The organism is uncultured Flavonifractor sp. (assembly GCF_944387675.1).
Classification (GTDB): Bacteria; Bacillota; Clostridia; order Oscillospirales; family Oscillospiraceae; genus Flavonifractor.
On record NZ_CALXFV010000010.1, the window covers coordinates 21550 to 35403 of the forward strand.

Here is a 13854-nt window from a genome sequence, read left to right on the forward strand (position 1 = left end):
GCGGCGGGGCGATACCATTGGACACCGGCCCCATTTCCGCGTGGTCTTCTGGCAGAGTTACATATAGTTATCATACAGCGATGCCAGATAGGCTTCGCACAGCGGCAGGTCAATTTCAATATCAAAGGCGTGGCTCAGGAAATTCTCGTTGATCATAGGAGCATAAGCCATTGTCTGCTCTCTGCTCACGCCATGGGCGGCCAGGGAGGGAATTCCCACCCGGCGCATCAGCGCCCTGGCCTCATTTGCCACAGTTTTACCCAGATTGCTTGCGGTCTCGGACACGTCCAGACCCATGGCCCGGCCTAGAGCCGCCGTCTTCTCTGGAAAATGTTTTCCCATCAGCTCAATGATGGGCGGAACGTTCAGCGCACAGGCCCATCCGTGGGCCATATGGAAATCGTGGCCGATAAAATGGGCGGTGCAGTGGCCGATATGGACACCTGCCTCGCTGAAAGAAATTCCGGCAAAGTTGCTGGCCAAGGCGGTATATTCCCGCGGTTCCAGCGCGTTGACATCCTGGCAGGCTTTGGGCAGCCACTGGTATAGCAGGCGAATGGCCTCATACGCCAGCAGATCGGAATGGGGGGTGTTTTTCTTTCCGCCCAAAGCCTCCAACGCGTGGGAAAAAGCGTCCATGCCGGTAAACGCGGTCCCCTGGGCGGGCAGCCCCACTGCCAGCGTGGGGTCCACAATGCCGTAGGAGGGATTGCACAAAACGCCGATCTTCGCATTTTCCACCTCGCTGCTTACGACGCCGCAATAGGTGGACTCCGCACCGGTACCAAAAGTGGTAGGAACTAAAACCACTGGCAGGGCGGGATTGGCATACTTCTTTTCCCCAAAGAGATAGGTATTGAGGTGGTTCAGGATATCGTCAATGTCATTGGGAATCATGATGGAAGAAATTTTTGCTGTATCCATGCTGCTTCCGCCGCCCAAGCCAATCAGGCCGTCAATCTGATGCTCTAGGGCAAAGGTCCGGGCCTCGCGCAGCGCTGAATCCGGGCATTCTGGCTGCGCCCTATCCCAGAGCAAGGCCGTTACGCCCGCTTTTTCCAGGGAAGCCATTACCTTTTTGTCGTGTCCCACACCCACGACGCCGGCATCCGTAATTACCATTGCCTTGTTGATCCCCAGATTTTTTGCAATCTCTCCCACCATTTCAACGGAACCGTTTCCGAATTGGATCGGCGCCAGCTGGGTATAGACACCCGACTTCAGCATATGCGTTTTTCCTCCTTTTTTATTTGGCCCTCCGGCCCACACAAAAGAAATGCCGTGGGGCAAAGCAGACCCCTTTGCTCCACGGCATTATTGACTTGATTCTTTATCCCAGTACGCTCTTGACCGCCGCGTTCAGCGCATTGTAGTAATAGCCGTAGTCGCAGCCCACCGTCACATGCTTGAAACCCTCAGCCAGGCGGGTCTTGGCCACATTCTCGTCGCCGCAGAACACCATGCAGAACTTGCCGGCCTCCTCGCAAGCCAGGCGGATCCGTACCAGCGCGTCCTTGAAACTGGGATGGTCAAACTGGCAGGGAATACCCATGGCAATGGACAGGTCAAAGGGGCCAATAAAAATGCCGTCCACGCCGTTCATCTTTGCGATCTCCTCAATGTGCTCCAGGGCGCCAACTGTCTCGCACTGGGGAATAATCAGGCTCTCACTGTTGCTAATCTCCGTATACTTGTTCAGGCCCTGCATCACATGATCCGCATGGCCGTAGCCGGCTCCTCTGCCGTAGGCAAAACCGCGATCGCCAATGGGGAAATACTTGCCGTAGGAGATAATCTCCTTGACCTGCTCCACACTGTGTACCTGGGGAATGATCAGGCCCTTGGCGCCAACATCCAGCATCTTCAAAATGGAGTTCCGGTTGGAGTCCTTGACCCGCACCAGGGGGGTGCTGTTGTGCAGTTCAAACACACGGATCATGTTCATGGCGCTCTCCACATCAAAGGGACCATGCTCGGTATCGATAATGGCGTAGTCCATATCCGTCATGGCCACGATTTCCGCGGTGCTGGCGTCCCCGGCATTGATGAAGAGGCCCATAGTCTTTTCGCCGCGCATGATCTTTTCTTTCCAGATGTTTTTCATTTTCCGTTCTCCTTTCTAAACCTATGATTATCCAATCTGAGCGCTCAGTTCCTTGCGGTTGACAATCCTCCGCACCAGAGTGTCATTGAAGTCCTTCTTCAGGATCTGGCAAGCGGTTACCGCCACCTTCTCCAGCAGTTCGGCGTTGGAATCCACGGTGGAGAACGCCGCATGGGGGCTTACCACCACCCGTCCGGAATCAAACAGTCGGTAATTGGGCTGTGTCAGCGGCTCAAATTCCACCACATCCAGGCCTGCCGCAGCAATCTTGCCGGAGTGAATGCCGTCCAGCAGATCCTCCTCGCAGATCAGCGGCCCGCGGGAGGTGTTGACAATCATCACCCCGTCCTTCATCCTGGCGATGGTATCCTTGTTGATAATATGGTAGGTGCTGTCAAACAGCGGCGTATGCAGGGAGATGATGTCGGAGCGCTCCAGCAGTTCGTCCAGCTCCACCTTCACGGCGTGATTCTGCTCAAATACCTCATTGGGCAGGAAGGGATCGTACGCCACGATCTTTCCGCCGAAGGCCGCCATATATCCCGCAGCCCGGCGGGCAATGTTGCCAAAGCCAACAAAGCCCACCGTCTGCTTGGACAGCCGGTGCATGGGATAACCGCTGGCCGCCACCCACTTGCCCTTGCGCACCTCATCGTTGTAGAACGTCACTTTACGGCAGACATCCAGGATCATGGCCACGGTGTGGGTGGCTACCTCTTCGATACAGTAGTCCGGTACGTTACACACAAAAATGCCCTTTTTGGTGCAGGCATCCACATCGATTACGTCGTAGCCGATACCAAAGCGCACCATAACCTTGCACTTTTCCAAGGAATCAATGATCTTGGGGGTCATTTTGGTGTAAATGTCCAGAATAGCGTCCGCGTCTTTGCAGGCTGCAATGACTTCCTCCTCCGACGCACAGTTCAGAGGCACATACTCCATCCCGTAGGCATCGCATACTCTTTGCTGAATGCTGATGTCCATCGAATAGACAGGCTTGTTATCCACGAGCACAACCTTCATGCCGGATTCCTCCTCAGATTTTTATATTCCGCGTTGCATATGATTCCAAACCCTCCACGAGCCGCCGTAAGGCGGCTCGTGGAGCTTTTTGTTTGAGCCGCTGGTCACTTTTACCCGTTGGACGCGTTATAGTTCTCAATGGAGGTCATAAACGCCTCATAGACCTCAGGAGATACCACTTCGCGAATCATGTCGCCCACACTGGCGGTAGCCTCGGCAAACGGCTCCAGCTGCTCGGGGCTCAGTTCAATCACCTCAATGCCGTAGTCCACCATCTCCTGGAGCCGGTCATTTTCCTCCATGAACTGGTACAGGGCCTCCTCGCCTACCTTGTAACCCTCGTCCACCACGGTCTTCAGGTCGTCGGGCAAGGAGTTATAGAACTCCAGGTTCATAACCCAGGGAGCCATCTGCCCCAAGTGATTTGTCATTACAATGTACTCCTGCTGCTCATAGAAACGCTGGGTATAGATCAGCTCCACAGGGTTTTCCTCCGCGTCCACGGTCCCCTGCTGCAGGGCGGTATACAGTTCGGTAAACGCCAGAGGTGTGGGATTGGCGCCCAGCAGCCGCCAGGCCTCCATATGATACTCGTTCTCCATCGTGCGGATGGTCATGCCCTTCAGGTCCTCGGGGGAATAGACGGGCTTGTTGCAGCTCAGCACCCGGAATTCCTGGTCTGTCACACCCATCAGGAGGAAGCCGCTGTCGGCATAGGATTGCTTAATCACGTCCAAATAGGTAGGATCATTCAGCGTATATCGCATGGCCTCTACAGTGGAGAAGGTAAAGGGAATGTCCAGGATGAAAGCATCGGTTACAAAGTTGGCCTGCACTGCGTTGGCAGTAACCGTCATGGTCACCTCATTGTTCTGGACCGCCTCCAGCACCTCACGGTCGGCGCCCAGCTGCCCGTTGGGGAAAATATTTACCGTGATTTGTCCGCCAGAGTTCTCTTCCACATAGTCCTTGAAGGCCAGCGCAAAAATCTGTGCGGTGCCGTTTTCGGCTGTGGCGTGAGCGAGGGTAATAATATAGTTTCCATCGCCGCCACCCGTCGTCTCTCCGCCGCCACCGCTAGGAGTTTCCTGTCCCGCCGACCCATTGCTGCTGTTGCCGCAGCCCGCCAACAGGCCGACCGCCATGACAAGGGACAAAAGCAATGCCAGAGTTCTCTTCATTTTCATTACCCTTCTTTCTTTGTTTTTGGTTATTCCAGGTGCTTTGCATGACGTATTAAGGGATCGCTGTCTGTTACATTACAGCAGGCAGAGACTGATCGGCTCAACAAAGGTAATCAGCAGCAGTGCAATCAGGAACATACAGATATACGGTATTGCGTGCCGCGCCACACGCATAACCGGCACACCGGTCATGTTGGAGGCGGTGTAGAGGTTGACGCCCACCGGCGGGGTCACGAAGCCGATGGCCAGGTTGACCACCATCATTACGCCGAAATGGATGGGGTCCATACCAATAGCCGTCACTACCGGCAGGAAAATAGGGGTCAGAATCAGGATGGCTGCCAGAGTCTCCATCACCATGCCCACAAACAGGAGGAACACATTGATGGCCAGCAGCAGCGCAACTTTGGAGGTAAAGGTATCCAGCAGGCCGGAGGCAATCATTTGCGGCACATTGATCATGGTCAGAATGCGTCCGAAGCAGGTGGCGGCAGCCACAATCAGCATCACGGGAGCGCAGGAGTGGATGGTGCTGCTGGTAATGGGAAGCAGATCTTGGAAGCTCATGGTCTTGTAAATAAACAGGCTTACGATCAGGGCATATACCACAGAGATGGTGGCGGCCTCGGTGGGGGTCACGATGCCGCTGTAAATACCGCCCAAAATAATAACAGGAGTCAGCAGCGCCCAGAAACCGTCCAGGAATACCCTCAGCAGCCCCCGCTCATGCAGCGCCTTGGCATTGGCCTCCAGCAGCGCCTTATCTTCGCCCTTGGTCTTGCAGCGGAACCAGGTATAGGCGCTCATGATCAGGGCGATCAGGCAGCCGGGGACGATACCGGCAATAAACAAATCGCCCACAGAGTAGGTGGAGGAAACGCCATACATGATGAAGGGCAGTGACGGGGGGATAATCACGCCCAGGCCACCGGCGGTAGCCACCATGCCTACCACGAACTCCTTTTCATATCCCAGCTTGGTGAGAATGGGGATGGTCATGGCGCCCACGGCAGCCACCGTGGCCGGACCGGAACCAGAAATCGCCCCGTAGAACAGGCAGGTCACAATGGCAGCAATGGGCAAACCGGCGGTCTTGTTTCCTACAAAGTAGGCAAAGAAGTCAAACAGCTTTTCGGAAATACCCCCTCTGGCCATCAGGTTGCCGGAGAGGATGAACAGCGGAACCGCCAGCAGCGAGGTGGAATCCAGCGCGGTAATCATGTTCCGGTAGATGTACTCGATGCTGATAGGCAGATCGGGATTCATCAGCACACAGGAGACGGCGGAGGAGGCAATGGCCACGCCGATGGGTACGCCAATCAGCAGGATTCCAAAGAATACAGCAAAAATTGCAACAACCATTTATAACGTCTCCTCCTTTCCTTTTCCACGCCCCAGGAATATGCGTACATACTTCTGTACCAGACGAATCAGGGAGAGAATCAGCCCGCAGAACAGGGAAAAATAGACGACGTACATGGGCAGGCGCATGGCGGAGCTGGTCTGTCCGGATTCAATCAGCTGGGCCACCACGTTCCAGCCAGGCTGAATCATATAAATGCAGAACAGGGCAAAGCCCACGTCGCACACAACACCCAGCGGCTTTTTCAGCTTGGGGATCAGGGTCTCAAGGATGTCGATACGGGTGTGGCAGTTGTAGCGCACGGAGTAGCTCAGCGCCAGATAAGAGAACCAGATGAACAGGTAGCGGTTCAGCTCCTCGGGCCAGGACAGCGAGTTAGTGAATACGTACCGCATGACAACCTGGAGTGTGGATACTGCGGTGGCAATCCAAACAATGGCAATCATAATGGTCTCTTCAAAATGTTTGTCCAACCAGCTAAGTACCTTCAATCAAATCCTCCCTTTCTTTTCTCTGCCCATAAAGCACCGGGCAGCTTTTTGCCGGCGAAGAGGCTTATTTTGCCTGCGTTGCGCGTTACAGGCACTTCCCACAAAAGACCTCCTTCTGCTTCATCCTCTTCTGTGCAAATTCATTGTAGTACACACTATAAAATTTGTCAACAATTTTATTTTAATGTCGACTAATAATTTATATAAAATACTTTTCTTACATTTTGTAGCCTAATTTTTATCCGCCCTTTGGCTTTTTATATATTTTTTCTCCGTAATTCTTTCATCTTTTTGTTGCTAATGCGCACATCATTTGGCGTATAATAGACATATTTTCCCTGCAAAGATATTGACAATCTTCTCACAGAAAGTGTACAATCTTAAAAAAAAGTATATTTATTAGGCAGGAAGGTAGACGAATGGAGCAGACATTTGACATAAATATGGGCAGTTCGGACTCTCGGATGGCGGCAGTGGAGTGTGCCATCATAAAAATTCGAAATAAAATTATTTTAGGGGAATATCCCAAAAAAATGTCGATCACGGAAGCTAAGCTGGCGGAAGACTGCGCCCTGTCCAGAGGTTCTATCCGCAGCGCGCTGAGCAGACTGGAAACCGAGGGTTTGATTACCTCCAAGTCCAATGGGCGCAAAGAGATAAGCGGAGTGTCTATGGCGTATGTCCGTGATCTGTACGACATGCGTGAGCGGTTTGAACAGCTTTGCATTCAGACCATTATGAACAGAAAGACCGATTCCGAATATGAATATATCAGCGGTATCGTGGGGCCGCTAAGCCAGCTTCCGAGTGCAGAAGGTCAATTTATGGACCTGCGGGCGGTTGCGGATATGAATTTTCACAAAACGCTGATCCAAATTTCTCAAAACAGAATTCTGGCCGCGTGTTGGAATGTAATCGGTCCAGTGGTGTGGAATTTGCAGTCCGTCAACGCAATCTATGGACGGACAGTGGGAAACTATGAGCTCCACGTAGCCGCTGAACACAATGAAATTATCAAACTGCTTATGAATCGGGACGAAAGAATTTACCCGCTTATGGAATCCCATGTCAGAAATGCAGAAAAAGCGACTGTTATGCTGCTTTCTGAAAAGGGCATTATTTAAAATGCCGTCAGGTAAAATTTCAAAAATATATATCAAAAAACAGGCTGGACAGCTCGAAAGAGTTGTCCAGCCTGTTTTTCCATCCTATTTAAATAAATTTAAATAAAAACGGAACTCGATTCCGGTTTCTCCGCATCATTCACGCCAGGGGAGAGTAAACAGACCCCGTTCCCGTCCGCTTACTCCACCAGCTCCACGGTATAGCCCAGCTCCCGCAGACCGGATACGATCCCGCCCGGGTCCCACCCCATGGGATGCCTCCCATGGGGTCCCCCTTCTTCTTTCACCCCCGGGGCGAAATGAATCCGCCCCGGGGCAAGGATTTGCCCAAGGGCAAATCCCTTGTACGGCGCAGGCGCCGCCCCGCCTGCGGCGGGGACATGGCGGACCCAAAATCCGTCTGCTTACTCCACCAGCTCCACGGTATAGCCCAGCTCCCGCAGACCAGATACGATCCCGCCCGGGTCCACCATGTGGCCGGCGCCTACCGCTAAAAAGAAGGTGTTCTCCCCCTCGGTCTCCAGATAGGCAGCGGCCGCGGCAATCATGCCGGGGTCCCGCTCCGTAAACAGCTTGGCGTTGAGCTCATCATCACTGGTGAGGACGGCGGCCTTGTCATACACCTGGGCAAATGCCTCCGGGTCTCTGTCCTTCCAGGCGGCAAACATACCGGCCAGCATCTGCTCCTGCTCCTGAGCTGCCTGCTGGATTTCCGGGGACACCGTCCCGCTCTGGGCCAGTTCCAGCAAAGCCAGGGCAGAATCCAGGTAGGCCTCCTGGTACTCGGCGGACAGGCCGTCAAAGATGCCGCCTTGGAAGGCGTAGGTCTCCACCGCGTCAATAGTCTTGCCAGCGTTCACCGCCCGGGCATTGACATACAGATCAATGGCCATGGCGTTTGCCCCGGTGGTGTCATCAGTCATGCTCAGGCTGGAGAAGGTGGAAGCCAGGACCCAGGGCTTATAGGCATCCAAGTCGTTGGGACCCATGCCCAGCAGCTGAGCCTGGGTCTGCACCCTGGCGTACAGCTGGGGGGCGATGTGGTCGGCCAGGGTGGTGCCGTCGGTATAGGTCTGAAGGGCCTGGAACTCGGCCAGTCCCGCCTGGTCGTTGAGGTCCAGCTCAAAGCTCACGGTCTGAGCGGCGTCAATGGCGTCCCGCAGGGACTTGTGGAGGGGGTAGATGTTGTCCCGGTCCAGATGGATGGTACCCAGCAGATAGAGGGTATTCTCCCCGTTGGTGGCCTTCCACAGCAGACCCAAGGAACCGGCGTCGTTTGCGTCATACACCGCCAGAATCAGGCGGTTGGCCATCACCATGGCCTCCTGATAGGTACAGGTGCGCTCCAGGGCCAGGTCGCCTGTCTGGTCCCCCTGGACCACCCCCAGCTCGGTCAGGAAGGCGGCCGCACCCGCCTCCACACCAGGCAGCTCATAGGCCGCCGCCTGCTGGTAGAGGGCGTTCATCACCCCGCCCCGGGTGGTATCCACCACCAGACCCACAGTGTCCGCCGTTCGCCGGGGCAGCTCCAGCAGGGCCAGCTTGCCCGCCGCAATGCCGCACATGTTGTCCAGCTGCTCCATGGTCACGGGGCTTTGAATGTAAGTTGCATAGTTGTCGTCCACCAGACCCAGAGCGTAGCTGTCCGCCAGGGCGCTTACCGCCCAGGCATCGGGCAGTTGGGGCTGGGGCGTCTCCTCCGCCGCCAGGGCGGGCAGGCTCACCAGGACCGCAGCCAGCACACCGGCCAGCCCCCGCTTCAACCAATTGCTCTTTCCCATAGAAGTCACTCCTTATTTAATATGCAGGTTGGCAATAAACTGCTTGGCCGTCCGCGGGGTCCGGCCAGGGTGGCGCATCTCCCAGCGGAGGGCGCCGGTGCGCAGTTCCTGCCGGTCCATCTCCACTCCGTACAGGTCGGCCATCCGCTCCACCAGCTCCAGAAACTCCTTTTGGTTCAGGGCCAGATAGGGGATGCGCAGGCCGAAGCGCTCAGCCAGGGAGGTCTTCTCCTGAATGGTCTCGCTGGCGTCCACCTCGTCCCCCGCCCGGTCGGAGAAGGTCTGCCGCACCAGATGGCGGCGGTTGGAGGTGGCGTAAATGGCCACGTTGGCCGGCCGCTTCTCCAGGCCGCCCTCCAGAATGGTCTTCATCACGGAATAGGTGGTGTCATCCTGGTCAAAGGCCAGATCGTCAATAAACAGGATAAACTTCAGCCGCCGGCCCCCCAGGGTGCGGATGAGCCGGGGCATACCCGCCAGCCCCTCCTTCTGCACTTCGATGAGCCGCAGGCCTTCAAAGCCGGGCAGAGAGAGCAGGCTCTTCACCGTGGCCGATTTGCCGGTTCCACTGTCCCCATAGAGCAGCACGTTGTTCACCGCCCGCCCCTCCAGCATGGCCTGGGTGTTGGCAATGACCTGGTCCCGCTGGAGTTCATAGCCCAGCATTTCATCCGCTCCGGGACAGTCCGGGTCCGCCACCGGGTAGAGCTCCCCGTCCTCCCACAAAAAGGCCCGGCAGCGGGCAAACAGCCCGGAACCGTGCGTGCGGTAAAATTCCGTCAGCGACGCAAAGGTAAAGGGACAGCCCGCCGTCCATCGGGGCAGCAGCCTCGCCGCTTCCGGCGCAGTCTTCTCCAGCTCTGCCAGCAGCACGCCGCAGTCCAGCTCTGACAGGGCTCGGAAGACCTCCACCTCCCGCTCCGCTGCCGCCGACAGGGCGGGGTCATCCCCCTCCCGTTCTATCAGGAGGGCGTAGGGAAAGCTCTTATCCCGCAGCTGATCGTGCAGCCAGTCCCCCAGGCCCAGATATCCCCCCTGGCGAAGCAGGTAGAACAGCTCTGCATAGTCGTCCGCCGCCCCGCCGCCGTCCTCCGCCGCCAGCCCGTCCAGCAACCGGCGCAGCGCCGCCATCTCCGGTGTGTCCAATATAGGCCGGTAAGCCGCCAAGCTCCGTAAGGCCCGGCCCAGAATCTCCAAGTTCATGCTTTGTGGCCTCCTTCACAGATGGCACTATTTTATGCGTCCCCATTCTCCCTGTCAATCCCGGGCCTTGACTTTTTCGGCCGCCTTTCGTATCCTTAACCAAAAGAAAGGAAGGATGTATATGCTGCTTCAGGCACAGCGGGAGCTGGTGGTGGCCTACGGCAAAAAGCTGGTCACCGCCGGCCTGACCGACGGCACCTTCGGCAACCTCAGCGTCTTCGACCGGGAGAGCGGGCTGATGGCCATCAGCCCCTCGGGCATGGACTACTTTCTCACCACGCCGGAGGATGTGGTGGTCACCGATCTGGAGGGACAGGTGGCGGAGGGCCGGCGGAAGCCCTCCAGCGAGCTGGACCTTCACCGCCTTTTTTACCAGCGCCGTCCGGATGTCCAGGGCGTGGTCCACACTCACTCCCCCTTTGCCACCATTCTGGCCTGCTTGGGCTGGTCTATCCAGCCGGTCCACTATCTGGTGGCCTACTCCGGTCCCTCGGTCCCCTGCATCCCCTATTATCCCTTCGGCTCCCTGGAGCTGGCGGAGGCCGCCTGGGACGCCATGAAGGACACCTACAACGCCTGCCTGCTGGGCAACCACGGCCTGCTGGCGGTGGGCGGGAGTCTGAGCTTTGCCTTTGACGCCGCCCAGCAGCTGGAGTTTCTCTCCAAGGTGTACTACCACACCCGACTGGCCGGAGGAGGGATCAGCCTCACCGACGACCAGCTCCAGGCGGTGCTGGGGAAATTTCAGTCCTACCGGCAGGCATAGCAGCCGCCAGGCAAAACAGGCCCGGCGGGGAGCTGACCGCTCCCCGCCGGGCCTGCTTTGATTTTTGGAAAGGATGGCTTACATGACGTCCTTGCGGATCTTGTGGGCCAGCTCCAGGGTCTTGGCGCTGACATTGTCGGTGAAGTAGCTCTCGTAGGCTTCCACGGGAGGCTTCTTGCCGATGAGGATGCAGATAACAGCAGCCACCAGGGACAGGCCGCAGGAGACGATGAAGGCGGGCAGTCCGAAGGGAGCGCCGGCCAGCATGCAGTAGGCATAGGCAATCAGGCCCACGATCATGGAGGCGAAGGCCGCCAGATTGTTCATCCGCTTGATGTACAGGCCCAGCCAGATGGAGGCGAAGAACATGGAGCCGAAGGCGCCGTACACATAGGTGAAACCATCCGCCAGCAGGGAGAATTGCCCGATGGCGCAGATCACGGCGATGACGCCCAGGGACAGGATGGTAATGCGCAGCTGCTTGGTGGTCTTGGCATCCTCCTCGGCGGAGGCGGCCTTACCCTGAATGACGCGCTTGATGTCGTAGATCAGGGAGGTGGAGCAGTGCAGCAGCATGGAGTTGGCGATGGACACGGCGGCGGCGCAGATGGCGGTGAGGGCCAGGGCGCCCAGAATGGGATTGATGTGATCCATAATCAGACGGGGGAACATGTAGTCGCTGGTGATGCCCTCGGGCAGGCTGGGCATAATCATCTTGCCGCCCATGCCGATGACGATCAGGGGGATAAACACGGCCACCAGGATGACCATGACCAGGAACATCTGGAGCGCGGCGGTCTTGGCGTTGCGGGGGGCCATGAAGCGGGACACCCAGTGGGGCGCCACGGTGGAGCCGAAGCAGTTGGACAGGAAGTAGGAGATGCACACGCTGGCGCCCAGAGTACCCCAGTTGCTGCCCAGGATACCGGCCACCAGGGGCTCGCCGCCCTCGGTGACAGGAGCGGTGGTGGTGCCAAAGTTCTCAAAGATGGCGCCGATGCCGCCGCACTCGGTGAGCACGGCTACCATGGCGGCGATGACGCCCACCAAAATCAGAGAGGCGTTCAGGGTGTCGGTAGCGGCCACGGACTCAAAGCCGCCCATGCAGGTGAAAATCAGCAGGACCATGAAGAACAGACAGGCGATGGTGTAAGGCACCCCGGTGAGGGTGGAAAACACGATACCGAAGCCCTGGATCTGGATGTAGGAAAACACGAAATAGCCCACCAGCTCAATCACGGCGGAGAAAATCTGGATGGGACTCTTCTCCGTATAGGGATCATAGCGCATGTGCATAAACTCGGGGAAGGTGCGGCTGGGGACCTCGGGGCGGCGGATCTTGTACGCCACCAGGGGCATCAGGCCGGTAGCCAGGAACCAGCCGGCCACCCAGCCGAACACGGCGCACACGCCCCGGGAATAGATGTTGCCAGGCACACCCATGACGGATGCCACGGACAGCCAGGTTGCCATGGACGTACCCACGCCCAGCAGCAGGCCCATCTTGTTGCCGCCGGTGGTGAAGTCGCTCATGGTCTCCACCTTCTTGGCACTCATCAGGGACGTGATAATGATAAACCCAAAGTAAATCACAAACACGCCAATGTAAATCATGCTTTTCATTGGTTACTTTCCTCCTCTTTAGCCTCTGGAATGTTGCTTGCTCACCATCCCGGGTTTACTTTTTCTTTTTTCCCGGGTCGCAGGTGAAGAGATTGCCCGTGGCGCCCAGACGCTCCAGGCCGGTCTTTTCGATGGCACTGGCCACGCCCAGATAAACCACCAGACCGATCACCAGCACAACAATCCACGCGATAAAAGGGAACATGGATACCATAAGAATACCTCTCTTTCGTTTGGAATTTATCTAGCAACAGAGACGCTACGCCCTGTCCCTGGGGAGCAGTGCGGTGGCCTCGCCGGTGAGGACCACCGTACCCTCCTGATTGGCGCAGGTGGTGGTGAGCACCACCCGGTTGCGCTCCAGGTCAAGGGACTTGATCTCTGCTGTAGCCGTAATGGTATCGCCGATATGAACGGGAGCCAGGAATTTCAAGGTTTGGCCGGTATAGATGGTCCCCGGTCCGGGCAGGTGCATCCCCAGCACGGCGGAAATCAGCCCGGCAGACAGCATGCCATGGGCGATGCGGGTTTTGAAATGGGTGGTTTTGGCGTACTCCTCATTGGTGTGGGCGGGATTCAGATCGCCGGTTACCCCGGCGAAGAGATACACGTCGCTTTCGGAAATGGTCCGGCTCACCGACGCCTTCTGGCCCACAAAATAACGGCTGCTCATCAGACAGCCTCCTTTCTCCCTTACAGCGGATAGGTAAACCACTCCTTGGGGAACAGCTCCACGTTCTCCATGGACAGGGGCAGCCGTCCCGCCTCAATACCGGTGACGATCTCCACCACCTTGTCGTTGAAGGGCGTGGGAATGCCGTGCTGCCTGCCGGTCTGGCAGACAAAGCCGTTGATCATGGTGACCTCGGTTTTCTTTCCCTTCTCCAGGTCCTGGAGAAGGGACGGGCCACCGAGATCGACTTCATCAACGGCATCGTCTGCCGCAAAGGCGACGAGCACGGCATCGACACCCCCTATAACGACAAGGTGGTGGAGCTGGTGAAGCGGGAGGAGGCCACCAAGGTACTCCACACCATGCAGAATAAAGAAGAATTCCTGCCCCTGCTGGCAGCTGACGAACAGTGAGGGATACAACCATGAGTGACAAGACAATTATCACCGTAGCCACCACCGGCGCCTGGCCCACCAAGGCCAACAACCCCAACGTACCCATGACCCCCGAGGAGAT

16 protein-coding genes are annotated in these 13854 nt (G+C 57.0%); 4 read left to right on the forward strand and 12 right to left on the reverse strand.

Annotation, left to right across the window (positions count from 1 at the left end; all coding sequences use genetic code 11):
- Window positions 1–57: 57 nt before the first annotated feature.
- The 6 genes from Q0J74_RS02085 to Q0J74_RS02110 form a co-directional block, all read right to left on the reverse strand.
- The gene (locus tag Q0J74_RS02085; RefSeq protein WP_297209874.1) at window positions 58–1290 is read right to left on the reverse strand and encodes an iron-containing alcohol dehydrogenase; all 1233 of its coding nucleotides are present in this window, start codon (window positions 1288–1290) and stop codon (window positions 58–60) included.
- Between the two features lie 40 nt (window positions 1291–1330).
- The gene (locus Q0J74_RS02090; RefSeq protein ID WP_297209877.1) at window positions 1331–2104 is read right to left on the reverse strand and encodes an HpcH/HpaI aldolase family protein; all 774 of its coding nucleotides are present in this window, start codon (window positions 2102–2104) and stop codon (window positions 1331–1333) included.
- Window positions 2105–2131: 27 nt separating this feature from the next.
- Window positions 2132–3130 (reverse strand): C-terminal binding protein, encoded by a 999-nt coding sequence (locus Q0J74_RS02095; protein WP_297209880.1) that lies wholly within the window; start codon window positions 3128–3130, stop codon window positions 2132–2134.
- 110 nt (window positions 3131–3240) lie between these two features.
- Window positions 3241–4311, reverse strand: a complete 1071-nt coding sequence (locus Q0J74_RS02100) for a TRAP transporter substrate-binding protein (protein ID WP_297209883.1) — start codon at window positions 4309–4311, stop codon at window positions 3241–3243.
- Window positions 4312–4389: 78 nt separating this feature from the next.
- The gene (locus tag Q0J74_RS02105; protein WP_297209886.1) at window positions 4390–5676 is read right to left on the reverse strand and encodes a TRAP transporter large permease; all 1287 of its coding nucleotides are present in this window, start codon (window positions 5674–5676) and stop codon (window positions 4390–4392) included.
- The gene (locus Q0J74_RS02110) at window positions 5677–6123 is read right to left on the reverse strand and encodes a TRAP transporter small permease (RefSeq protein ID WP_297209889.1); all 447 of its coding nucleotides are present in this window, start codon (window positions 6121–6123) and stop codon (window positions 5677–5679) included.
- Window positions 6124–6587: 464 nt separating this feature from the next.
- Here Q0J74_RS02110 and Q0J74_RS02115 point away from each other — a divergent pair, with 464 nt between their 5' ends.
- Window positions 6588–7292 carry a GntR family transcriptional regulator gene (locus Q0J74_RS02115; RefSeq protein ID WP_297209892.1) on the forward strand — a complete coding sequence of 235 codons (705 nt, stop codon included), beginning with the start codon at window positions 6588–6590 and terminating at the stop codon, window positions 7290–7292.
- Between the two features lie 404 nt (window positions 7293–7696).
- Here the strand turns inward: Q0J74_RS02115 and Q0J74_RS02120 are convergent, their stop codons facing one another.
- Window positions 7697–9073: a TraB/GumN family protein gene (locus Q0J74_RS02120; protein WP_297209895.1), complete on the reverse strand. Its 1377-nt coding sequence runs from the start codon at window positions 9071–9073 to the stop codon at window positions 7697–7699.
- A gap of 12 nt (window positions 9074–9085) precedes the next feature.
- Window positions 9086–10276: an ATP-binding protein gene (locus tag Q0J74_RS02125; RefSeq protein WP_297209897.1), complete on the reverse strand. Its 1191-nt coding sequence runs from the start codon at window positions 10274–10276 to the stop codon at window positions 9086–9088.
- Between the two features lie 121 nt (window positions 10277–10397).
- Here Q0J74_RS02125 and Q0J74_RS02130 point away from each other — a divergent pair, with 121 nt between their 5' ends.
- Window positions 10398–11042: a class II aldolase/adducin family protein gene (locus Q0J74_RS02130; protein ID WP_297209900.1), complete on the forward strand. Its 645-nt coding sequence runs from the start codon at window positions 10398–10400 to the stop codon at window positions 11040–11042.
- Between the two features lie 78 nt (window positions 11043–11120).
- Here Q0J74_RS02130 and Q0J74_RS02135 read toward each other — a convergent pair whose 3' ends face one another.
- The 4 genes from Q0J74_RS02135 to Q0J74_RS02150 are packed head-to-tail and all read right to left on the reverse strand — an operon-like array spanning window position 11121 to window position 13523.
- Complete coding sequence (locus tag Q0J74_RS02135) at window positions 11121–12665, reverse strand: sodium:solute symporter family protein (RefSeq protein WP_297209904.1); 1545 nt, start codon at window positions 12663–12665, stop codon at window positions 11121–11123.
- A 55-nt stretch (window positions 12666–12720) separates the two neighbouring features.
- The gene (locus Q0J74_RS02140; RefSeq protein WP_297209906.1) at window positions 12721–12879 is read right to left on the reverse strand and encodes a hypothetical protein; all 159 of its coding nucleotides are present in this window, start codon (window positions 12877–12879) and stop codon (window positions 12721–12723) included.
- 45 nt (window positions 12880–12924) lie between these two features.
- The gene (locus tag Q0J74_RS02145; RefSeq protein ID WP_297209909.1) at window positions 12925–13338 is read right to left on the reverse strand and encodes a MaoC family dehydratase; all 414 of its coding nucleotides are present in this window, start codon (window positions 13336–13338) and stop codon (window positions 12925–12927) included.
- 20 nt (window positions 13339–13358) lie between these two features.
- Entirely contained in the window at window positions 13359–13523 is a 165-nt protein-coding gene (locus Q0J74_RS02150; RefSeq protein ID WP_297209913.1) for a ketopantoate reductase C-terminal domain-containing protein, read from the reverse strand.
- Between Q0J74_RS02150 and Q0J74_RS02155 the strand changes: the two genes are divergently transcribed.
- Together Q0J74_RS02155 and Q0J74_RS02160 are read left to right on the forward strand one after the other, a co-directional pair.
- A complete protein-coding gene (locus tag Q0J74_RS02155) occupies window positions 13485–13751 on the forward strand; it encodes a ketopantoate reductase family protein (RefSeq protein WP_297209916.1) in 267 nt (88 codons plus the stop codon). The genes Q0J74_RS02150 and Q0J74_RS02155 overlap by 39 nt on opposite strands.
- 11 nt (window positions 13752–13762) lie before the next feature.
- Window positions 13763–13854: 3-keto-5-aminohexanoate cleavage protein (locus Q0J74_RS02160; protein WP_297209922.1), on the forward strand; the 92-nt coding region annotated here is incomplete at its 3' end.